At 70.1% G+C, this 21,970-nt stretch carries 18 protein-coding genes, 1 tRNA gene and 2 pseudogenes; 7 read left to right on the top strand and 14 right to left on the bottom strand.

What is annotated here, in order from left to right:
• Positions 1-10: 10 nt before the first annotated feature.
• The 8 genes and pseudogenes from ACIQBL_RS37355 to ACIQBL_RS37320 all read right to left on the bottom strand — a co-directional run bounded on the left by ACIQBL_RS37355 (position 11) and on the right by ACIQBL_RS37320 (position 9,606).
• On the bottom strand, positions 11-1,213 hold the full coding sequence (locus ACIQBL_RS37355) for an alpha/beta hydrolase family protein (protein WP_401950307.1): 1,203 nt from the start codon (positions 1,211-1,213) through the stop codon (positions 11-13).
• 31 nt (positions 1,214-1,244) lie between these two features.
• Positions 1,245-1,928 (bottom strand): LuxR C-terminal-related transcriptional regulator, encoded by a 684-nt coding sequence (locus ACIQBL_RS37350; RefSeq protein ID WP_401950304.1) that lies wholly within the window; start codon positions 1,926-1,928, stop codon positions 1,245-1,247.
• A complete protein-coding gene (locus ACIQBL_RS37345; protein WP_401950302.1) occupies positions 1,919-3,556 on the bottom strand; it encodes a sensor histidine kinase in 1,638 nt (545 codons plus the stop codon). Before ACIQBL_RS37345 ends, ACIQBL_RS37350 begins: the two co-directional genes overlap by 10 nt.
• A 311-nt stretch (positions 3,557-3,867) precedes the next feature.
• Entirely contained in the window at positions 3,868-5,202 is a 1,335-nt protein-coding gene (locus tag ACIQBL_RS37340; protein WP_401950300.1) for an aminotransferase class I/II-fold pyridoxal phosphate-dependent enzyme, read from the bottom strand.
• 338 nt (positions 5,203-5,540) lie between these two features.
• Positions 5,541-6,236, bottom strand: coding sequence for a response regulator (locus ACIQBL_RS37335; protein WP_401950298.1), 696 nt, complete (start codon positions 6,234-6,236; stop codon positions 5,541-5,543).
• Between the two features lie 256 nt (positions 6,237-6,492).
• Positions 6,493-7,830 (bottom strand): annotated as a pseudogene (locus ACIQBL_RS37330) (sensor histidine kinase); the annotation flags it as partial.
• Between the two features lie 59 nt (positions 7,831-7,889).
• The gene (locus ACIQBL_RS37325) at positions 7,890-8,795 is read right to left on the bottom strand and encodes a lysostaphin resistance A-like protein (protein WP_401950296.1); all 906 of its coding nucleotides are present in this window, start codon (positions 8,793-8,795) and stop codon (positions 7,890-7,892) included.
• 139 nt (positions 8,796-8,934) lie between these two features.
• On the bottom strand, positions 8,935-9,606 hold the full coding sequence (locus tag ACIQBL_RS37320; protein WP_401950294.1) for a TetR/AcrR family transcriptional regulator: 672 nt from the start codon (positions 9,604-9,606) through the stop codon (positions 8,935-8,937).
• A 57-nt stretch (positions 9,607-9,663) separates the two neighbouring features.
• Between ACIQBL_RS37320 and ACIQBL_RS37315 the strand changes: the two genes are divergently transcribed.
• A complete protein-coding gene (locus tag ACIQBL_RS37315) occupies positions 9,664-10,563 on the top strand; it encodes an alpha/beta fold hydrolase (protein ID WP_401950292.1) in 900 nt (299 codons plus the stop codon).
• A gap of 141 nt (positions 10,564-10,704) precedes the next feature.
• Here ACIQBL_RS37315 and ACIQBL_RS37310 read toward each other — a convergent pair whose 3' ends face one another.
• On the bottom strand, positions 10,705-11,136 hold the full coding sequence (locus tag ACIQBL_RS37310) for a hypothetical protein (RefSeq protein ID WP_401950289.1): 432 nt from the start codon (positions 11,134-11,136) through the stop codon (positions 10,705-10,707).
• Positions 11,120-11,308: a hypothetical protein gene (locus ACIQBL_RS37305; RefSeq protein ID WP_401950287.1), complete on the bottom strand. Its 189-nt coding sequence runs from the start codon at positions 11,306-11,308 to the stop codon at positions 11,120-11,122. Before ACIQBL_RS37305 ends, ACIQBL_RS37310 begins: the two co-directional genes overlap by 17 nt.
• Positions 11,309-12,255: 947 nt before the next feature.
• Here ACIQBL_RS37305 and ACIQBL_RS37300 point away from each other — a divergent pair.
• A complete protein-coding gene (locus ACIQBL_RS37300; RefSeq protein ID WP_401950285.1) occupies positions 12,256-12,648 on the top strand; it encodes a hypothetical protein in 393 nt (130 codons plus the stop codon).
• Positions 12,649-12,933: 285 nt separating this feature from the next.
• Here ACIQBL_RS37300 and ACIQBL_RS37295 read toward each other — a convergent pair whose 3' ends face one another.
• On the bottom strand, positions 12,934-13,953 hold the full coding sequence (locus ACIQBL_RS37295) for a LacI family DNA-binding transcriptional regulator (RefSeq protein ID WP_401950282.1): 1,020 nt from the start codon (positions 13,951-13,953) through the stop codon (positions 12,934-12,936).
• 302 nt (positions 13,954-14,255) lie between these two features.
• Between ACIQBL_RS37295 and ACIQBL_RS37290 the strand changes: the two genes are divergently transcribed.
• Genes ACIQBL_RS37290 through ACIQBL_RS37275 form a run of 4 tightly spaced genes read left to right on the top strand, consistent with a single transcriptional unit; the run spans position 14,256 to position 19,126 of the window.
• Positions 14,256-15,641 carry an ABC transporter substrate-binding protein gene (locus ACIQBL_RS37290; RefSeq protein ID WP_401950279.1) on the top strand — a complete coding sequence of 462 codons (1,386 nt, stop codon included), beginning with the start codon at positions 14,256-14,258 and terminating at the stop codon, positions 15,639-15,641.
• 5 nt (positions 15,642-15,646) lie between these two features.
• Positions 15,647-16,546, top strand: coding sequence for a carbohydrate ABC transporter permease (locus ACIQBL_RS37285; protein ID WP_401950276.1), 900 nt, complete (start codon positions 15,647-15,649; stop codon positions 16,544-16,546).
• Positions 16,547-16,548: 2 nt separating this feature from the next.
• Positions 16,549-17,433, top strand: coding sequence for a carbohydrate ABC transporter permease (locus ACIQBL_RS37280; protein WP_401950274.1), 885 nt, complete (start codon positions 16,549-16,551; stop codon positions 17,431-17,433).
• A gap of 49 nt (positions 17,434-17,482) precedes the next feature.
• Complete coding sequence (locus ACIQBL_RS37275) at positions 17,483-19,126, top strand: glycoside hydrolase family 13 protein (protein WP_401950271.1); 1,644 nt, start codon at positions 17,483-17,485, stop codon at positions 19,124-19,126.
• Between the two features lie 93 nt (positions 19,127-19,219).
• Here the strand turns inward: ACIQBL_RS37275 and ACIQBL_RS37270 are convergent, their stop codons facing one another.
• Positions 19,220-19,720, bottom strand: a complete 501-nt coding sequence (locus ACIQBL_RS37270; RefSeq protein WP_401950269.1) for an NUDIX domain-containing protein — start codon at positions 19,718-19,720, stop codon at positions 19,220-19,222.
• Between the two features lie 219 nt (positions 19,721-19,939).
• Between ACIQBL_RS37270 and ACIQBL_RS37265 the strand changes: the two are divergent.
• Positions 19,940-20,068, top strand: a pseudogene (locus ACIQBL_RS37265) (flavoprotein); the annotation flags it as partial.
• Positions 20,069-20,194: 126 nt separating this feature from the next.
• Here the strand turns inward: ACIQBL_RS37265 and ACIQBL_RS37260 are convergent.
• Together ACIQBL_RS37260 and ACIQBL_RS37255 are read right to left on the bottom strand one after the other, a co-directional pair.
• Positions 20,195-20,267, bottom strand: a tRNA-Lys gene (locus ACIQBL_RS37260).
• A gap of 121 nt (positions 20,268-20,388) precedes the next feature.
• The gene (locus ACIQBL_RS37255) at positions 20,389-21,948 is read right to left on the bottom strand and encodes an amino acid permease (protein WP_401950266.1); all 1,560 of its coding nucleotides are present in this window, start codon (positions 21,946-21,948) and stop codon (positions 20,389-20,391) included.
• Positions 21,949-21,970 lie beyond the last annotated feature (22 nt).

Raw genomic sequence — 21,970 nt, 5'->3', positions numbered from 1 at the left:
GTCCGTCGCTTCATGGGATGAACTTCACCTCCGGAAAGGCCGGAGACGGGCCGTCGAGGAGGTGCCCCTGGCTCCGGTGGCGCAGATGCAGGTCGAAGAAGGCGAGCGGGTACGCCTGCTGGATCCGCACCGCCCGAGCCGGATCGAGGGTGCCGATCCAGCCCCGCAGCTCCTCGTCGCTCATCCCGACGGCCTGTGCCAGCTGTGGGATCAGGAACTGGGCGTCGCAGTACGACGAGTGAACCGCGCCCTCCGCCTGGACGTTGAGCCGCCATCCCCGCAGGTGCGACCAGAACTCGGCGACGCTCGGCTCCGTGGCCCGGGGGAACTCGGCGGTCATCAGCATGAACGGCCGGTCCAGGTCGGTGGTGACCGTGGGCTGCATCGGCCCGTCGAAGCTCAGCCCGGCCCGGACGCGCCGGTCCTCGCTCATCACGAAGGCCGTCGCCGACGCGCCCTTCGACCAGCCGAACATGCCGATGCGCCGCGGATCGAGGGCGCCGAGCAGGCCGGCCGGCAGCGGCCGGTGTTCGGCGTCGGGGTTGCGTCCGGCCGCGAGGTCCTCGACGCGATCGAGCACGAACCGGATGTCGGTGGCGAAGTCCCGCGGTGTCAGGCCGGGTCGGCCGAGCGGGACCGTGAGCCGACCGTCCGGGAACAAGCTGAACGCGTCGTAGGTGTGATCCACCGTGACCACCACATACCCGTGGCCGGCGAGCTCCTGCACCACGACGGTCGTGTCCGCACGGTGATCGTGCGCGCCGTGCGAGAACACGACGACGGGCAATCGCGCGCCCGTCCGCCGGACCGGCGCGCCCTCATGGCCGGCTGTGAGTGGCGCCACCGCGACGTCGGCCGGAAAGCCCACCGACGTAAGGAGCGCCCGCGCCACCGCCGGGGACGTCCAGCGGGCCGGTGGAAACCGTTCGACGCCCCGGGCGGGGTACCAGACGCCGGCCATCAACTCGCGGTGATGCCCGGGACCGGCCACGGGATCGGGACGCGAAGTGTCGACGAGGTGCAGGGGCACCGTGCCCACCGGGTACGGTCCGGTGGGCACGGGCAGGGTGAGCCGTACCGGGCCCGGGGCGGTCGAAGCCGCCCACGTGGGGCGGGCGCCCCCCATCGGGACGGCGGCCCCGACCGCCAGCGCTGCTCCGAGCATGCGACGGCGCGTCATCCCTTGTCGGTTCATGAACGGCGTGGTTGTCACGGACCCTCCTTGGGTTTCGGTCTTGATCAGCTCAGTGGTCGGGGCGGATGCGGCCTTCTCGCGGCGCGGACATGAGGTAGGCGAGCACGGCCAGCACACGGCGGTTGTCGTCCTCGGAGGGCGCGAGCTCCAGCTTGGTGAAGATGCTGGTGCTGTGCTTGGAGACGGCCTTCTCACTGATGAAGAGCCGGTTCGCGACAGCGCTGTTGGAGCGGCCCTCGGCCATCAGCTCAAGCACTTGGCGTTCCCGCTCGGTCAGCCTGGAGAGGGGTTCGCGTGCGCCGCGCCCGTGGCGGCCGAGCAGTTTGGTGACCACTTCGGGGTCCATGACCGTGCCGCCCGCGGCGACCGTACGGATCGCGTCGACGAACTGGTCGTCGCTGAAGACCCGGTCCTTGAGCAGGTAACCGACCCCTCCGGCCTGGTCGGCGAGCAGCTCCCGGGCGTAGATCTGCTCGACGTACTGCGAGAGCAGCAGAATCGGCAGTCCGGGTATCCGTTCCCGGGCGGTCAGCGCCGCACGCAGCCCGTCGTCCGTGTGGGTGGGCGGCAGCCTGATGTCCACGATCGCGAGGTCCGGCCGGCACTCCAGCAGCGCGCGGAGCAGGCCCGGCGCACTGTCGGTGGCCGCCACGATCTCGAACCCACGTGCCTTGAGGAGCCTGACCAGCCCCTCCCTGAGCAGGAAGAGATCTTCCGCGACGACTACGCGCACGGCACCTCCATGACCACGATCGTCGGCCCCCCGGGCGGGCTGCTGACCGCGAGGATGCCGTCGAAGGCCGCCAGCCTTCGTTCGACCCCCGCGAGCCCGGTGCCCCGGGCGGGATCCGCGCCGCCCACCCCGTCGTCGACCACCTCGATGCGCAGCATCCCGTCCGTCCGGGCCATGCGGATCTGGAGGGCCTGCGCCGAGGCGTGCCGGACGGCGTTGGTGACCACCTCGGCGACGGCGAAGTAGCAGGCCGACTCCAGCGGGGCGGCGAGCCGCTCGGGCAGATCGATCTCGGTCCCGCACGGCAGGGGAAGGTCCAGCGTGAGCGCCCGGACCGCCTCCGCCAGGCCCCGGTCGGCCAGCATCGGCGGGTGCATCCCCCTGATCAGGCCGCGCAGTTCCTCCAGTGCCGCCGCCGAGGCGACGCGGGCCTCCACCACGAGTGCGGCGGCCTCCTGCGGATCGCTGTGGATCATCTCCTCCGCGACCCTGAGGTTCATCCCGATGGTGACCAGCCGTCCCTGTGCGCCGTCGTGCAGGTCCCGCTCGATCCTGCGCAGCTCCGCGGCGGCCGAGCTGACCGCATCGGCCCGCGTGTCGGCCAGCTCCCGCACCCGCCGGGCCAGCGCCGGGTCGGGCCCCCTCCCGAGCAGCCGACCGGCATCCGCCAGCACGGTCCTCGGCAGCAGCCACAGCCCGAGGGTCAGCAGCACCGCCCCCTGGATGCCGCCGAGGACCGATGCGTGGTGGGCGATTTCCAGGGGGAGGGACGGCGCCGCCCCGGACGGGGAGCCGAACTTCCGCACCACCACCAGGTAGTGCCCGAACCCGCTCTGGGCGACGTCGTACGCCCCGATCCCCACCAGCCCCAGGACAGCCAGGTTCGCCGCCACCCCGGGCCGGCGCACCAGCCCGGCCACGACGAGGGCCAGCAGCACCAGCCCCGCCAGGTAACCCACCACCGCCGGCCCGATCCCGGTGCCCGGTGACGCGAACTGCCACAGATCGAGACCGAGCAGGTCACCGGTCATCACCACGACGGCGGGCAGCAGCAGGGCCCAGCGCGCGGACCCCGACGCGCCGGCTCCGGCCAGCCGCGCGGGCCTGCCGTTCGCCGGCCGGAGCAGAGCCGCACCGGCCAGGGCGGCGAGCACTGGGACGCTCACACAGCCCACCAGGACGTTCAGCAGTGTCTGCCCATAGCCGGCAGAGGAATGCGTGAGCCAGTACGTCGATTCCAGCAGCTCGCCGGTCACCGCCGCGACGCCGGGCAGCACCCATCGCGCGGGCGCGCTCGCCGAGGTGAGCAGCGTGGTGGCCAGCAGGCCGGCCATCAGCAGCGCCGCCGCGAGCAGCCCGTCGGGTTGCAGTTCCGGCACGGTGACCACGTAGCCGCCCGATCCGGTGGAGTTGTGCAGGGCGAACAGCAGGGTCGGCACGCTGCCGTACGCGGCCGTACCGACCAGTCCCGCCACGACCGGCCAGCCGATCCGCCGGGCCGGTCGCGCGGTACGCCCCGGTCGGTCCCGCGCCTGCTCCGCCCTGAAGGCCAGCACCGCGCAGACCGCGGTCAACGCCACGAGCACGCCCGTCGGCCAGGGCGCCCCGCCCACCGGAAACGGCCACATATACGCCCCTCGTCTCGTCTCCGGGCCACGCGACGTGGCCCGGAGATTCATGCTGCTGCGAGGGGTCCGGCAAGCGCCATGGGCCGAAACCTACTTCTGGGGTGGGCAAACACCTACCTCGACCGGAAAGCCCCTGCCGGAGGCTTCGACCGCAAGAAACAGGCGGGACGTGCGGGTACGTACGAGCTGCGCCGCACCCGGGCGAAGGCCATGGGGGCGACGTCGAAGCCGAGGGCGCGGATGACAGGCCGTCCGAACAGCCCTTCCACCTGTCACCGCCCGCCCGGTTCTCTCACGTCACGGGGCGGGGTTCAGCGGGCGGTCCGCTGCCGGGCCGCGCGGATGCAGGTGTCGAGGATGTCGATCGCGGTGTCGACGTCGTCGTCGCTGTGGTCGGCCATGGCCTGCATACGGAAGCGGGCCGCGTCGGAGGCGACCGCCGGCTGTTCGACGAGGTGGGCGACGAGGCCGGCGCGGGCGATGAGACCGGAAGCCGTACGGCCGGTGGGGGTGTCGCCGATGAGGACCGGGACGACCGGGCAGACCACGTCGCCCATGACCTCCAGACCGCGGGCCGTCAGGCCCTCGCGCAGCCGGGTCGCGACGGCCTTGACCGCTGCCCGGCGCCGGGCGCCCTCGGGCGAGTTCACGAGGGACAGGGACGCGAGGGCCACCGCGGTCTGTACGGGCGTGATGGCACTGGAGAAGGTCTGCGGACCGCCGAACATGCGCACGTACTCCCGCGCGGAAGCCGACGGCGTGGCCAGGAAGCCGCCGGTGGTGGCGAAGGTCTTGGAGAACGCCCCGACAACGAAGTCGACCTGGCCGAGGATCCCGTGCACCTCCAGCTGTCCGCCCCCGCGCTCGCCCATGGCGCCGAAGTCATGGGCGACGTCGACCATCAGCTGGGCACCGAACTCCCGGCAGACACCGAGCAGTTCGGCCAGCTGCGGGGTGTCGGAGTCCATGGAGAACACGCCCTCGGTGACGACGAGGACGGCGTTGGCGGTGTCGGTGGCGCGGATGCCCGCCAGATGGCGCCGTACGGCGTCGTTGTCGAGGTGACGGAAGAACTCCACGCTCGCCCCGCTCGCGGCGGCGCCCTGGCGCAGCGAGTCGTGGGAGAGCCTGTCGAGCAGGATGTGGTCACGGCGGTGCATCAGTGCCCGGATGGTGCCGAAGCCGGACGCCCAGCCGGTCGGGAAGAGCGCCACGTGCTCGGTGCGCAGGGTCTCGGCGAGCCCGGCCTCCAGCGCCCTGCTGACCGGGGTCGCGCCGCCCAGGGCCGGAGAACCGGCGGTGAGCGGGCCGTAGTCGCGCAAAGCCTGGTGGGCGGCTTCCAGGACGGCGGGGTGACCGGTGAGCGAAAGGTAGTCCTGGCCGCCGAAGTTGGGCCCCTCGGTGATCACGCCGGTGTCGGAGACGACGGTGGCGCGCGTGGTCAGCGCGGTGTCGTAGCGGCGGAAGTACGGCCACAGGTCCGCCTGTTGGCGGTCGAGCTGCCAGGCCAGGTAGGCGTCGTTCCGGGTGGTCAGATCCGGGCCGGACACCACGCGGAAGCGCATGATGTCCTTCTCGCGGGCGTCGGTGTACCGCTCGCCGAGCGGCCCGGCCGCGGGGGTGGTGCCGGGCACGGTGGTGGTCATGGTCGTCAGCTCCTCGGTGCGGGCGTGTGGGGGCCCGCTGCGCAGGCGCCGGTCGGGCGCCCCCGGCGACGCTACGGCCCGGAACAGGGTCGACTGCCTCCCGTTGACGGGGCTTTGACGGGACGCCAAGACCTTTCTGACGACGGCCTTACCGAGGCCTTGACCTTCACGTCGACACCGGCCACAGCCGCGTCAGCCGCACTGTGCCGCCCGCTACGACCCCTCGGGCACAGCGGCTCTCCGCCGCCGGAGCGCCCTTCGGCCCGAGGCGGACGGCTCCTGTCCGCGCCCGGAGACGGTCCGCCGCACATCAGCCGGTGGATCCGTACCGAGCCGGTTCACGGTGTGCCGGACGCCAGTCCGACCCGGTAGGCGAGGACGACTGCCTGGACCCGGTCGCGCAGGGCGAGCTTGGCCAGGATCCGCGAGACATAGGTCTTGACCGTCTCGGGGGTGATGTACAGCTCCGCCGCTATCTCCGCGTTCGACAGCCCCTCGGCCAGCTGCCGGAGCACCTCCAGTTCGCGGGGCGTCAGCGCGCGTACGACGTCCTCTCTGGCCGGCCGGGAGGACTCGGCCGGGCGCAGGTGCTCGGCGTAGTGGCCGATGAGGTGGCGGGTGACGGCGGGCGCCAGCAGGGCCTCGCCCCGGGCGACGGTCCGGATGCCGTTCACCAGCTCCGCGGGCGGCGCGTCCTTGAGGAGGAACCCGCTGGCTCCGGCGCGCAGCGCGTCGTAGACATGGGCGTCGACGTTGAACGTGGTGACGACCAGCACCTTCGGCGGTTCCCCGGCGCTGGGGCCGGCCAGTTGCCGGGTCGCCTGGATGCCGTCGAGCAGGGGCATCCGGATGTCCATCACGACCACGTCGGGCCGCAGCCGCCGCGCGGCTTCCACCGCCGCGTGCCCGTTCTCCGCCTCGCCTACGACCTCCATGTCGGGCTGGGCCGAGAAGATGGTGACGTAGCCGGTCCGCACCAGTTCCTGGTCGTCGCAGACGAGCACACGGATCGGTGACGGCGGCACGTCGCTCACGGGGTCACTCCTGAAGGGGCGGGGGCTGGGACCCGGGCTGGGGCTGGGGCTGGGACCCGGGCTGGGGCTGGGGCTGGGGCTGGGGCTGGGGCTGGGGCTGGGACCCGGGCTGGGGCTCGGGCTCGGGCTGCGGTTGGGGCTGGGACCCGGGCTCGGGCTGGGACCCGGGCTCGGGCTCGGGCTGGAGCTGGGACCCGGGCTCGGGCTGGGACCCGGGCTCGGACCCGGACCCGGACCCGGGCTGGGGCTGGGGCTGGGGCTGGGACGGAATCGTGGCACGGACCTCGAACCCGCCCCCGGGCCGGGGTCCGGCCTCCAGTTCACCATCGAGCATCCGCACCCGGACACGCAGCCCGGCCAGCCCCCGTCCGCCCTCGGTGCCCGGCTCGCGGGTGGCCGGCACGACCGCCGGAGTGGTGACGGGGACGGGGCCGTGGGTAGGGCCGTCGGTGGGGCCGTCGGTGGTCACCCCGATCTCGACGCGCTCCTCGCCGTGCCGGACCAGGACCCGTGTCGGCTGCCCGGTCGCGTACTTCATCGCGTTGGTGAGCGCTTCCTGTACGACCCGGTACGCGGCCAGCTCCACGTCCACGCTCCGGGGCCGCCGCTCGCCCCGCTCGCTGAACTCCACCGGCTGACCCGACCTGCGGGCCTGCTCGACGAGGTCTCCCAGCCGGCCGAAAGCGGGTCCCCGGCTCCCGTGCGAGGAGCCCTCATGGGCGGGGTCGCCGGGCGCGGACCTGGCTGTCGTAGACCTGGGTGTCGTAGACCTGGAGGTCATGGACTCGCCGGTCGCCTCCAGCACCCCCAGCAGATACCGCAGTTCCGTCAGGGCCCGGCGGCCGGTGTCGCTGACGGAGGCCATTCCCGTAGCGGCCCGTTCCGGCGCGGACGTGATCAGGAACTGTGCCGCGTCCGCCTGCACCACCATGGCCGTCACATGGTGGGTGACCACGTCGTGCAGCTCCCGGGCGATCCGCGCCCGCTCGGCGGCCGTGGCCAACTCGGCGGCCAGCCGCCGCCGTTCCGCCTCTTCGCCGCGCCGCTTGCGTACACCGCTCCCCACCAGCCGGACCGCGGCCAGCACCAGATAGAAGGCGAGATAGTCCGTCGGGTCCTGCGGGGAGCCGAGCCGGTGCAGGACAAGGGCCAGCACCACATACCCCGCACTCGCCACGCCCGCCAGACCCGGGCGGAAGCGGACCTGGTGGGCGCCGGCCGAATACAGCGCCAGATACAGCCCCATGCTGCCGAACGTCGTCGCGAAACCCAGCGCCTGGTGTACGGCGAACGCGGCGGCGACGACCACCAGACAGCCCGCGGGCCAGCGGCGGCGGGCCGCCAACGGCAGGGTCTGGGCCAGGATCAGTCCGAGGCCCAGCGCGTTCGCCGGCCGCTCGGGCAGATCGCCGATCTGCGCCCCGATGACCGACAGGGTCGGCACGAAGGCCAGCAGGGTGAGCACCAGGGCGAGGACACCGTCTTTGAGGAAGGCGTCCTGCTCCTTCCACCGTTCGAGCGGTAACCGCAACCACGATGTCCGTAACCACGGTGTCCGCAACCTTGGTGTCCGCAAAGGGCCCTGAGGGAACATCACTTGCCTCTTCCTCCGATCAGCCTGCGTCCGTCCCGTGCGGCGGCCTGCGGACTGCCTCAGCGCCGGCCGGGACGCCGGGGCCGCAGACCGCCGTTCCGGCGGGCGAGGACGGACATCCGGACGGTGAGCAGCACACCGATGAGGACGGGCACGATCGATGCCTCCAGACCGAAGGTGCCGCCGCTGAGCAGGGCGGAGCCGTGGGTGTCGACCGTGAACAGGCCCTTGGGAGTGTGTCCGGAGACCGGGATGCCGAGCAGCTGCTCGGCGGTGTTCCAGGCGAAGTGCAGGCCCGCGACGAACCAGATGTTACGCCGCCACAGGAACGCGACGCCGAGCATCACACCGGCCTCCAGGGCGATGGCGAGCGCGCTCCACGCACCGGCTCCCGGAGCACCAAGGTGGGCGACACCGAAGAACAGCCCGGTGATCACGATGGCAGCCCGGCTGCCCCACTGCTCTTCCAGAGCCTGGAGGGCGAGACCGCGGAACATCAGCTCCTCGGTGACCGCGGCGCCGGCCTGCACCATCGCGGCGGACCACACGACGGAGAAGAAGCCGTTGCCCGCCCAGGAGAAGTCGTAGCCCCCGAACACCCTGATCAGGAGGGCGGAGACCAGGACGAAGCCCAGGCCGACTGCACCGCCGCGCAGTGCCTCCCGGCCGGCCCCCTGCCGGGCGATCTCCGGGGTGGAGCGTCCCGCGACCCGGCGCATCACCACCCCGTACACGGCGACCGCCGCGACCGCGCCCAGCACCGGCACCGGACCGGGGCCGGTCGCGGTCAGCCCCGAGACCAGGCCGACACCCACCAGGCCCGCCAGCATCCAGCCGAGCGGAGCGCGGACGAACCGGCCGAGACGGCCACCCCGGCCGCCCCGGCCACCCCGGCCGCCCCGGTCGCCACCGTCCTCGTCCGGGCGGGACCCTGCGTCGTCGTGTGCGGCGGACGGCGTGCTCATCGTGACCTCCCTGCGGCGACGGCCACTCCGACGGCGACCGACCCGACGACCACGCTAGGAATCCGCCGGAATCCGCGAATCACCCGCGCAGGGACGGTCCGGGTAGCTCTCGCGGGGGATGCGCCGCGGCTGATGGGTGTTAGGAAGTCGTTCCCGCCTGTCGCGGCCCCGACGGTTCGGCCGGTTCGGCCGGATCAGCCGGTTCGGCCGGATCAGCCGGATCAGCCGGTCGATTCGGCACAGCCTCGGCATTCCTGGCGGCGGCTGCCGCGACGGTCGCCAGGTCCTCGCCCGAGAAGCCGGCGCGGCTCAGCACCGCCAGGGACTTGTTCGTCGCCAGCGTGCACAACGCCAGCTCTGCCGCCTCCCGCTCACCGGCCCCGGCCGCCAGCAACGCCTGCTCCAGCCTCGCCCGCAGACCGTCGATCATGGCGCGGACCATCGCCCGGCCCTCCGCGTCGAGCGCCGGGATCTGCGTCGCCGACACCGTGAGCAGGCAGCCGTCCGGGACCGTCGGGTCGGCGATGCGGTTCAGGGCGACCTGGAGGTAGGCGGCCACGACGGCGCTCGGGTTCGGGTGGGGGCCGGACAGTGCCTGCTCGTACAGCGGTTGGTAGGTCTGCGCGTACCGTTGGAGGCTTTTCCGGAAGAGGGCGCTCTTGTCGCCGAAGGTGCCGTAGAGCGAGCCCCGGCCCAGGCCCGTGCCCTCGGTCAGGCGATCGATCGAGGCCTCCGAATATCCCCAGCGCCAGAAGACGTGCATCGCACGTCGGAGCGCCTCGTCCACGTCGAACTGCTTGCGGCCTGCCATGGTCCGTCACCCTACACATCTTGTACCGATCGTTCAAAGATGGGTAGGGTCCCCGGCATGACGAACTTGAGTTCGCTACGCCTGCCCGACGGATTCCTCGACGTCTTCACCAGCCGCCACGTGGAGGCGAACGGGCTGCGCCTGCACGCGGTCACCGGTGGGGACGGCCCGGCGCTGCTGCTGATCGGCGGGTGGCCCCAGACCTGGTACGCCTGGCGGGAGGTGATGCCCGCGCTCGCCCGCCGGCACACCGTCGTCGCCGTCGACTCGCGCGGGGCCGGGCTCTCCGACAAGCCCGACGACGGGTACGACGCCGGCACGCTGGCCAACGATCTGGTCGCGTTGACGACTGCGCTCGGCCACGACCGGTTCGACGTCGTCGGCCACGACATCGGTACATGGACGGCATACGCCCTCGCCTCCGATCACCCCGAGCGGGTGGGCCGGCTCGCCATCGTCGAAGCGGTGATCCCCGGCCTCACACCGTCCCCGCCGTTCTTCGGCCCCGCCGCCGCCAACCAGCGGCTCTGGCAGTTCGGCTTCAACCGGCTCACCGACCTCAACGAGGAACTGGTCCGGGGACGGGAACGGCTCTTCTTCGGCTGGCAGTTCGCCACCAAGGCAGCCACCCCGGACGCGATCCCCGCGTACGCCGTCGACGCCTACGTCGACGCGATCACCGCGGATCCCCGCGCACTGCGGGCGAGCTTCGCGTACTACCGCGCGCTGGACGAGACGATCGCGCAGAACGAGCGGCGCGGCAGGACCCGGCTGCCGCTCCCGGTGCTCGCCGTCGGCGGCGCGCTGTGGAGCGGCGCGAGTGCCGCCCAGACGATGCGGCTCGCGGCCGACGACGTCACGGGGGTCGTCCTCGACAACTGCGGCCACTACCCGGCCGAGGAGCAGCCGGCGCGGTTCGCCGAGATCCTGGAGGACTTCCTCGCGGCGAAGCGGTAGACGGCACGCCACCCTCCGCCGAGACCGTCGCCACCAGGGCGGTGCCCCGGCCGTCCGAAGACGACCAGGGCACCGTAAAAAAATCCAGGTCAACGCCCTCCGGAGAGGAACGACCTCGCCTCGCCGTGCTCTGACCGCAAGCTACCGACCGCTCATGAATGCGACCACGGCCAGAGTGGCGCCCCCAACGGCAACGGCAAGCAGCCTCAGCTTCCACGTGACGGGGTGAGTGATCGCTCGCTGCGCCACAGTCCAGTGCCGATGCAGAAAGTGGCCCGCCACATCAAGGATGGCAGCGACACCACCCGCCAGCCAGATGTACGGCGTGGTGGCATGGACCAGGTCCGCGAGGCTTGACAGGAGTCCCCCTCCGGGAGCGGACTGCGCCAACCGTGCCGCCGTTGGGCAGAACGCCCAGGCAAGCATGATCGCTATCCAGGCTTGCGAGTACATCGACGGCTGGGGAGACGTCTGGACCGGAGTGATGCCGACCAGATTCTGGGTACCGCCGATCACCGTGGGCCCGTTGAAGACGTTGTGGTGAACCTCCGAGGCGTCAGAGTTCCGGCTCATGTTCCACCTCGTGCATGTTGACGATCTGAATGCCGCCCACCTGAGTGGGCCCACGGAACTGGTTGTCGTGGACGTTCAGTTGGATACGGGGCTCCGGTACTCCCAGGACGTCCCGGAACTGCCGCACAAGGTGCTCGTCGGAGGCTGCAAGTCGCTGGACGTACTCGTACACGGCGCTACGCAACCTCGCGGGGTCCGACCCACGAAGACGGTCAAGATCTTCGATTCGGAGGCCTTCGTTGCTGTGCGAGCGACCCAAAATCGCGCTCAGCCGCGGGCGTATGGATGTGTAAGCGTCACTGACCAGTAGCCCAGTAAGTGCAGTGGTAACGCTCTCGGCCACAAAGCCCAGATCCGACATGCATCCCCCTGTTGCTTCGGATGCATCAAGACTACGGAGGTCAACACGCTCTGTCAGAGGGATCGATGAACAACACCGCCTCCTTGCACGTCCTCGCGTGCGACCGTGCCGCCGACCCCGATACGGTTCACTTCAAGCATGACGCCGGAGAGGAAAATCTGGCATGGAGTGCGGTGCTGCGGTGACATGCCAGGCCGCTGTGATCACACAGATACGCGCTCGTTTCTCGCAACTTCAAGGACAGCTACGGGCGTTCCAGCACGATCTCCGCCAAGCGTTCGACAGTGCGCGACAGCAGCATGGTCAAGACAGGCTGTCCGGGGTACAGCGGTCGTTGAATGCGATGCAACCAGGCTGGGAGATACCGCGATCCGTCGCAGACGGTGTACGCGCCTGGGCATTCAGCGCAGCATTGTGGAGACCCTTTCGGAAGTGGTGCTTGAGGGTCTCATTGGTCGGGTGGTTCCTTGTGGGGACGACGGTCAAGGCGGTCTCATGGCTAAAGATCAAATCGGCAGCGCTCTGGGATCACCCTGACGTCGGTCTCCACCTCCTTCAGAATCTGGCCACGCGATGGATCTTCATCGTCCTGGTTGTGTACTGGTTGTTCCGAGGGCTCCCCAACGCTCAGGTCCGTCCCTTGGAACCGCCCACGTGGACGCACCCGCTGCAACGGTTGCTCAATTCGCTCGCATGGGCCGCGACGCTTGAGCGTAGATTCCGAGCCACCGCAGTGCTCGCTTCTGCAGCCAACCGTTGTGGGACTGCAAGAGCATGCTGGTCTGGTTGCGGCTGCGCTCAGGAAGGAAGCACTGCGTCTCGACAGCCCCGAGTGCGACGAAGCCATGAAGTGCCTGGCCGAAATGCTGATTACCATTGCTGAACGATATTCCGACGGCCATTTGGGCGCTCTTCTCCCGGCAAACGCGTGGGAAGGACTCACTCCCGTTCGGCACCGTGAGGGATGGCAGCTCATTCTGATGGTGGGCGGCATCGTCGCCGTCACCGCGGGCGCAGCGGTGGCGGGACTTCCCGATGGTGCTGGCGCCGTAGCGGGACCTGCTCTTGCGGGCTTGGTGATGTGGTGGGTCAACAAACGCCGTGGTGGCCGAGAGACCGGGGACGCGTTCGATCTTTTCCGACCACGATGACGGCCACCGTGGATGGCGCCCTGGCGGGCCGGCCCGAGCGACACGAACAGGGGATCGCGACAGGTGAGGTGGAGGTTGTGGACGCAAGACCAGGCCCAACGTCGAGATACTGGACAACTTCCGCTTCCACGACCTCCGCCGCACCGGCAACACCCTCGCCACCGGCGCCGACACCGGCGCCAAGCCGAAGGACCTCACGGACCGCGCAGGCCGGTCCTCGGAGCGCCCAGCCGATCTACCAGCACTCGGCGGCAGCGACACGACGACCTTCCGGCAGCACAACTGCTACGAACGCGGCGGCGCCGTACTCCCCCGGATCACAAGCTGCGTCGGAACGACGACATCCCGCTCGGTCTCCTCGCCCCTCACGATGCTCAGCAGCATCCGCCCCGCCAACTCCCCCTGTTCCCTTACCGGTTGCCGCACGGTAGTGAGGTCGGTCAGCTCGGCCACGGGATGGTCGTCGATGCCGATGACGGACAGGTCCTCGGGGATGCGGAGTCCGGCCCGGCGCAGGGTGCGGATCGCGCCGAGGGCGACCTCGTCGGAGTGGGCGTAGACGGCGGTGGGCGGTTGGGGCTGGCTGAGGAGTTTGGCCATGGCGTCGGCGCCCTGGGCGCCGCCCCAGTCGACGGTGACGACGAGGCGTTCGTCGACGGGGATGCCCGCGTCGCGCAGGGCGGCGTAGTACGCGTTCGAGCGGCCCGAGGGCTGTACGTCGTCGGGCTGGTCGGGGTCGACGGCGGCGATCATCGCGATGCGGCGGTGGCCGAGGAAGAGCAGGTGGTCCATTGCCTGGCGGCCGGCGGTCTCGTCGTCGATGGAGACGTTCGGGTACGGCGCGTGCTGGCCGCCGGCGGCGATGACGGTGACGCCCATCAGCTCCAGGCGCCGCTGTTCCTCCTCGCCGACCGGGAAGGCGAGGACCACGACCGCGTCGACCTTGCGGCGCGCGGGCAGGCGGTGGAAGAAGTCGTGCCGGTCCTCGATGCCGTCGACGTGGTAGAGCAGCACGTCGAGATCGGCCGCCCGCAGCACCGACTCCAGCCCCTCCAGGAGCGTGGCGAAGAACCAGCGGGAGATGTGCGGCACGACCACCGCGACCCGGCCGGTGTCGCCGCCGGCCAGGCGTGACGCCTCGGGGGAGACGACGTAGGAGAGCGATTCGGCGACCGCGAGGACGCGGCGCCGGGTGGACTCGGCGACGCCGTTCTCGTTGTTGAGCGCGCGGGAGGCGGTGGCCATCGACACGCCGGCCGCGCGGGCCACGTCCGCCATGTTGATCTTCTCGGAGCTCTGCGCCATGCCGGAAGGCTAACCCACTTTCGGAAACGCTTCCATGATTCCCGGAAGCGCTTCCGATGCCACCCAAGGCGACCGGACGCCAACCCACGCCACCCCACACGGTCATCTCATCATTCCAGCACGTCAAATGCATGTTGCGTTTTCGTTACTTGACAGACTTGTCGGGCCGCCTCACTCTTTCGGCAACGGAAACGCTTCCGAAACCCGTCTGGCACTCGCTGCGGTCCGGTCCGGAAAGCACGCCGACCTTTGTCTGCCGACCATTGAGTGGAGCGGCAGCCGCATGAATGCGAGGAGGCATCATGCCTGAGCAGCACCCCATCGCCCCCGCCAGAGCAGCCGGCCGTCGTCTGCGCGCCCCGCTGGCGGCCGTGGCCGCCGCGTCGGCGCTGGTCACGCTCGCGGCATGCGGCGGACCCGGCTCCGGCTCGGGCTCGTCGGCCGGCGCGACCCCGACCGCGGTGAACACCGCCGTGGGCGACACCCCCGTCACACTGACCCTGTTCTCCGCGGCCGGCCTGGAAGCGTACGAGCAGGGCCTGGCGGACGCCTTCCACGCCAAGTACCCGAAGATCACGGTGAAGCTGCGGGTCGAGGCGGACAACAACTACAACACCGTGCTGCCGCGCCTGCTGGCGTCCGACTCCGCGCCCGACATCGCCGCACCCTCCGACCTCCTCGGCGGGGTGAAGGACGGCCTGCTCACCAACCTCGACGCCTACGACAAGGCGTACGGCTGGAGCAGCAAGGTCCCCGCCTCCGCGCTCGCCCCCGGCCGGGTGTCCAACGGTGTGATCGGCTCCGGCTCGCTCTATCAGGCGGGCGGTTCGGCCGGTCCGCTGGTCGGCGTCTTCTACAACAAGGAGCTGGCCGCCAAGGTCGGCATGACGGCGGTGCCGACGAGCATCGGCGAGCTGGAAGCCGTACTGGCCAAGGCGAAGAAGTCCGGCGTCACCCCGATCGTCGCCTCCAACCAGGACGGCCTGATCGGCCACCTCTACAACCTGCTGCTCGGCGACTACATGGGCGCCCAGGCACTCAGCGACATCGTCAACCACAAGGCCGGAGCCACCCTGGACACCCCGGCGGCGGTGAAGGCCACGCAGACCCTCCAGAAGTGGATCAAGGCGGGTTACTTCGCCTCGGACGTCAACGCCCTCAACCAGGAGGCGTCCTACGGCCAGTTCACCGGCGGCAAGGGCCTGCTGTTCTTCCAGGGCAGCTGGATCACGCAGACCATCGACAAGAACTTCAAGGGCAAGTACGGAGTGTTCCCGATGCCGCCGGCCGAGAAGGGCGGAAAGTACGCGGGGATGACCAGCAACACGCTCGCCTACTCCATCGCCGCCCGCTCGAAGCACAAGGACGCCGCCGCGCTCTTCCTGGACTTCCTCACCACGCCCGGGGCGGCGAAGGTCGCGGTCGCCAACGGCTACGCCGCGGTGACGTCCGACACCGGCAAGGCTCCGACGCCGTCCCTGTCGGGCACGGCGACCGAGCAGATCCAGACCGGCTACGCCGCCATCGCCGCCGACAACGGCTTCGACAGCTGGCTGCAGAACTCCGCCCCGGCCGTCAACACCAAGCTGACCCAGCAGCTCCAGCTCCTGGTCTCCGGCAAGGTCGAGCCCGCCGCGATGGTCAAGACCCTCCAGTCCACCTACGCCGACGCCCTCAAGAGCAGCTGAGCACCATGCACGTCAACCAAGCCGCCCGGGGCCGCAGCCGGCTCCGGGCGAGGCGGTGGGCCGGCTGGCTCTTCGCCCTCCCCGCCCTCGCCTTCTACGGCGTCTTCAACCTCTACCCGGTCCTGCTGTCGATCCAGTACTCCTTCTACGACTGGGACGGCATCGGCGCCTCCACCTGGGTGGGCCTGAAGAACTACACCGCCGTCTTCACCGACTCGGCGCAGTTCTCCTCCCTCCTGCACGCCTTCTACCTGATCCTGTTCTTCACCGTCCTGCCGGTGACCCTGGCCCTGATCACCGCGTCCGTACTGCGCCAGATCGAGGGCCGGTTCACCGGCGCGCTGGCCCGCACGCTGCTCTTCCTGCCGCAGATCATCCCCGGCGCCGCCGCGGGCGTGGCCTGGACGTGGATGTACTCCGAGAACGGTGTGGTCAACCAGTTCCTGCGCGCCGTCGGCCTGGGCGGCCTCGCCCGCGCCTGGCTCGCCGACTACACCTGGGCCCTGACCGCGGTCGGCTTCATCGGCACCTGGCTGTCCACCGGGCTGTGCACGATGCTGCTGCTGGCCGGCATCGGGAAGATCGACAACAGCCTCTACGAGGCGGCCCGCATCGACGGCGCCGGACCCGTCCGCCAGTTCCGCGCCGTCACCCTGCCCGGTCTGCGGGGCGAGATCGGCGTCTGCGTCACCATCACGATCATCGCCGCCCTCGCCAGCTTCGACGTGGTCTACCTCTCCACCCAGGGCGGCCCCGGCACCCAGACCATGGTCCCCGGAGTCGCCGTCTACAACCTGGCGTTCAACGACAGCCGCCTCGGCGCGGCCTCCGCGCTCGCCGTCGTCCTCGCCCTGGTCGTGATCGCGGTCATCGTCCCGCTCCAGCGCCTGTTCCGGGAGAAGTGACCATGCCCGAACGCACGCAGACCGCTCGCACGCAGACGGCACGCACGTCGCAAGGCGCGCAGACCGTACGGTCGTTGCGCCGCCGCGCCCCCGGCCTGATCCTCATCTCGGCCGCCGCGCTCTACTCGGTCGTACCGCTGCTGAGCATGGTCAGCGCGGCCCTCGCCCCGCAGGGAACCTTCCCCTCCGGCCTGAGCTGGCCCGCCCACCCGCACTGGCACAACTTCGTCGACGCCTGGAACGTCGCCAACATCACGACCCTGCTCCAGTCCAGCACCCTCATCGTGCTCGGCGTCGTCCCCGTCGCGGTCCTCATCTCGACGATGGCCGCCTACGCGATCGCCGTCCTGGAGATCCCGCTCGGCAAGGTCTTCTACCTGATCCTGGTCCTCACCCTGACCCTGCCGTACGAGATCGTGATCGTCCCGCTCTACGAACAGACCAAATCCATGGGCCTGTTGGGCACCCAGTGGGCACTGATCCTCCCGCTCATCGGGCTCAACATGCCCTTCGCGGTGTTCTGGATGCGAGCCCACTTCGCCACCGTGCCAAAGGAGTTGTCGGAGGCGGCGGGCATCGACGGCGCCGGCCCCTGGCGGGCCCTGTTCCACATCCACCTGCCGCTGGCCCGCCCCGCGATCGCCTCCCTGGCGCTGCTGATGTTCCTGTCCACCTGGAACCAGTTCCTGCTCGCCCTGGTGCTCATCGACGACCCCGACAAGCGCACGATGGCAGGCGCGTTGCAGGCGTTCACCACCAAGTACAGCACCGACCAGGTCCTGTTGAACGCCGGTGCCCTCCTCATCATGGCCCCCACGATCCTCGTGTTCCTGTTCCTGCAACGCCACTTCGTCAAGGCGCTGCTCCAGGGCTCGGTCAAGGGCTGACCCCCACCCCCACCACTTTCGGATTCCAGAAGAGTCAGGACCGAGCACCATGAACAACCCGACCCCCACGAACGACTCCTGGTGGCGCAGGGCCGCGATCTACCAGGTCTACATACGCAGCTTCGCCGACGGCGACGGCGACGGAACCGGCGACATCGCCGGCCTCCGCTCCCGCCTGCACTATCTGGCCCACCTCGGCATCGACGCCATCTGGATCAACCCCTGGTACCCGTCCCCGCTCGCCGACGGCGGCTACGACGTCTCCGACTACCGGAACATCCACCCCGCCTACGGCACCCTCGACGAGGCCGAGCGGCTCATCACCGAGGCCCACGACCTCGGCCTGCGCGTCATCCTGGACATCGTCCCCAACCACACCTCCGACCAACACGCCTGGTTCCAGGAGGCGTTGGCGGCACCGCCCGGCTCCCCGGAACGCGCCCGCTACATCTTCCGCGACGGCAAGGGCGAGGACGGTTCGCTGCCGCCCAACGACTGGCACGCGGCCTTCGGCGGACGCACCTGGACCCGCACCGACGACGGCCAGTGGTACCTCCACCTCTTCGCCCCCGAACAGCCCGACCTCAACTGGGACAACGGTGAGGTCCGCGCCGAGTTCGAGTCGATCCTGCGCTTCTGGTTCGACCTCGGCGTCGACGGCTTCCGCATCGACGTCGCCCACGGCATGGTCAAGGACCCCGCCCTGCCCGACCTCGGCCTGACCGAGTTCTCCGTCCTCACCGGCGAGGGCCAGCAGGACCACCCCCACTGGGACCGCGACGGCGTCCACGACATCTTCCGCAGCTGGCGCGCCATCGCCGACAGCTACCCCACCCCCCGCGTCTTCGTCGCCGAGGCCCACGTCCGCCCCGGCCGCATGCCGCACTACCTCCGCCCGGACGAACTCCACACCGCCTTCAACTTCGACTTCCTCAAATGCCCCCTGGACGCGGGCAAGTTGCGCGAGGTCATCGACCGCAGCATCACCACCCTCGCCACCGTCGGCGCCCCCGCCACCTGGGTCCTCTCCAACCACGACGAAACCCGCCACGTCACCCGCTACGGCCGCACCGACACCGGCGTCCAGGCACTCTTCCGGGACAAGCCCATCCCCACCGACCTGGCCCTCGGCACCCGCCGCGCCCGCGCCGCCGCCCTCCTGATGTTCGCCCTGCCCGGCAGCGCGTACATCTACCAGGGCGAGGAACTGGGCCTCTACGAAGTAGAGGACATCCCGGAATCCGCCCTCCAGGACCCCACCTGGGAACGCTCCGGCCACACCGTCCGAGGCCGCGACGGCTGCCGCGTCCCCCTCCCCTGGACCGGCGACACCCCACCCTTCGGCTTCAGCACCTCCCCGACCGTCACCCCCTGGCTGCCCCAGCCCCCGGACTGGAAGACCTACACCGCCGAAGCCAACCAGGCCGACCCCACCTCCATGCTCCAGCTCTACCGCTCCGCCCTACGCCTGCGCCGCACCACCCCCGGCCTGGCCGGCGAGGACTTCCACTGGCTCGACACCCCGCCCGGCACCCTCCTCTTCGAACGCGGCGACGGCATCCTCTGCGCGGTCAACCTCTCCGACCAGCCGATCCCACTCCCCGACACCACCACCACGCTGCTGACCTCCGGCCCCCTGACCAAGGACGGCCAGCTGCCCCCGGACACCACGGCCCTGCTCCACCGGGACTGACCCGGTCCCCGAAGCCGCCAGGGCCTGTCCGGTGCAACTCCCCGCCGACCGGACAGGCCCTGGCTCCACGTCAGTTGGGGTCAGAGGTGTCCCCTATGCCCAACCGTCCAGCGTCACCTGGGGCCCACGCGTGAGATACCTGTGGAGGGCACTCGCGGTGGTGTCCACGAACTCCTCGGGGATGGCCTCAGCATCGACCCAGCAGACCTGGGCGTGCTTGCGTGGCTCGCGGTTCTCCGGTTCGCCGGTCCACTCATGGGCGGCGAAGACGACCGTGAGGAAGCCGTTGGGGGCTTCGACGCCCCAGGCGCCATGGATGACATGGGCGACCTTCAGGGACTCCGGCTTCACGGTCAGGCCGGTCTCTTCGTACACCTCGCGTACGGCGGTTGCCGTGATGGGCTCGCCGGGTTCGCTCTTGCCGACGGGGAGATCCCACATCCCCTGAGCGAACTTGGCGTTCTCGCTGCGCTGGAGGAGGACGACACGGTTGGTGGCCTTGTCGTGGACGATGACGGCGGCGACCAGCAGGGTCATGGATTCGAGGGCGGGCGGTAGGGCTTTGGGCTGGTCGTCGGTTGTCCGCTGAGCCACGGCTGGTGTCCTTTCGTCGCTCGCAGCACAGGTTACGAGGCGCGGTCAGCCTCAGTGCAGCTGCTCAGCCCCCCATACTCAGCGGTGGCTTCGAAGGAGCGTCTGGCGGCCGGTGAGTGGCTCCGAACGGGCAGCCATCCGAAGCGATCTACGGGGTGGCGTGGAACTGATCACGGCACTGTTTACGGGCCTCGCGCAGCGCGGCACGTTGTTCGGGCTGTGCGCGAGATGGGCGTCCTGATCGGGTCGTACGAGTCTCATCGGCCGAAGGCCGGCGGTGGGGCGGATCGGTATCGCTGGGAGGAAGTGCTGGAGCTGCTTGCCCCGAGGCTGTCCGCGCGATCGTGATGGCGGGCCGGCACGCTGCGGGCTCGGGCGCGCAAACCCCCGAAAACGAAGCAGCGCCCGAGCCGACCGAAGCCGAACCGGACGCTGCGTAGCAGGTCAGAAGGGGTTTCCCTCCCCCCGCGCCAGTAGGCCCTGTGGGACTCGAACCCACAACCAATGGATTAAAAGTCCACTGCTCTGCCAATTGAGCTAAGGGCCCAGGCGATGTTGCCTCCCCGAGCATAGCGGGACGTGGCCGTGTCTCCGATCGGGTATCGGGGACACGGCCGCGCCGGATGAAGGGAAGGACGAGAGGAAGGGCGCCGGGCTGGTCCGGAGTGTTACGGATCTACCGGTTCGGGCGCGCCGGAACGTGCCGCCTCCCGCGCCTTCGTGCGGGTGTGTTCCGGGTTCAGGAACCAGTGCCGGGCCGAGGCGCCCCACCAGGCCGCCGCGAAGCCGAGCACGACCAGTACCGCCACCGGCGCGTAGTTGAAGGACTCCCACGTGACCGGTGAGACCTGGGGCAGCATGAACAGGATCGTGATCACGATCACCCACACCACCGACACCATCCCGATCGGCCGCGACCACCGGCCCAGATGCCACGGCCCCCGCTGGAAGTCGTCCCCCTTGCCCAGCCGCAGCAGCGTCGGGATGACGTACGCGATGTAGAGGCCGATCACCGCGATGGACGTGACCGCCGCGTACGCCGTCACATTGATCAGGTAGGGGAGGCCGAGGACCAGCGCGCCCGCCGCCGCCAGCCACACCGCCGCCACCGGCGTCCGGGTGCGCGGGCTCACGGAGTGCCAGACGCGGGAGAACGGCAGCGCGCCGTCGCGCGAGAAGGCGTAGATCATGCGGCTGTTGGCCGTCACCGACGCCATCCCGCAGAAGAGCTGCGCGCCGATCACCACCAGGAGCAGCAGCTTCCCCGAGGTGGCGCCCAGCGCGTCCAGCAGGATCTGCGCCGGCGGCGCGCCCGTCGCCGAGCCGAGTTCCTTGTCGTACGACTGGATCGCGTACGTGAAGCCCAGGAGGAGGACGAAGCCTGCGATCCACGACGTCCAGATGGAGCGGACGATGCCCTTGGGGCCCGCCGTCGACGCGTCGTGCGTCTCCTCCGTCATGTGGGCCGAGGCGTCGTAGCCGGTGAAGGTGTACTGCGCCATCAGGAGGCCCAGCAGGACGACGTACACACCGCTGCCCCAGCCCGTGTTGTTCACGAACTTCGTGAAGACGAAGCTCGTCGACTGGTGGTGGTCGGGGACGAAGGTCAGCGCGCCGACGATCACGCCGACCCCGATCACGTGCCACCACACGCTCACGCTGTTGAGCAGCGCGACGATGCGGACACCGAACGTGTTCAGCAAACCGTGCAGCACAAGGATCCCGGCGAACAGGAGCACCGTCCGGCCCGGGGTGACCTTGAAGTCGAACTGGAGGTTCAGGTACGCGCCCAGGAAGGACGCGGCACCGAAGTCGATCCCGGCGGTCACCGCGACCTGGCCGAGCACGTTGAACCAGCCCGTGAACCACGCCCAGGCCGCCGCCGAGCGCGGGGGCGCCAGGCGGTGGGCCCAGAAGTACAGGCCCGCCGACGTCGGGTAGGCCGAACAGATCTCGGCCATCGACAGGCCGACGAAGAGGGTCATCAGGCCGACCGCCACCCAGCCCCACATGATCACGGCCGGGCCGCCCGTGTTCATGCCGAACAGGTACAGCGTCAGGCAGCCCGACAGGACCGAGATGATCGTGAAGGAGACCGCGTAGTTGGAGAACGCCGACATGCGGCGGGCGAGAACCTGCGTGTAGCCGAGTTGGGCAAGCCGTTCTTCGTCGGAGAGACCGGGGGGATCTCCCTTTGACAGCCCACTCGCTATGGCGTCATCTGTCATGCCCCCAGCGATTCCCTCACCG

It is taken from the genome of Streptomyces sp. NPDC088350 (genome assembly GCF_044753545.1).
Taxonomy (GTDB): Bacteria; Actinomycetota; Actinomycetes; order Streptomycetales; family Streptomycetaceae; genus Streptomyces.
Note: the sequence above shows the minus strand (reverse complement) of the source record. Positions and strands in the feature narration are given on the sequence as shown.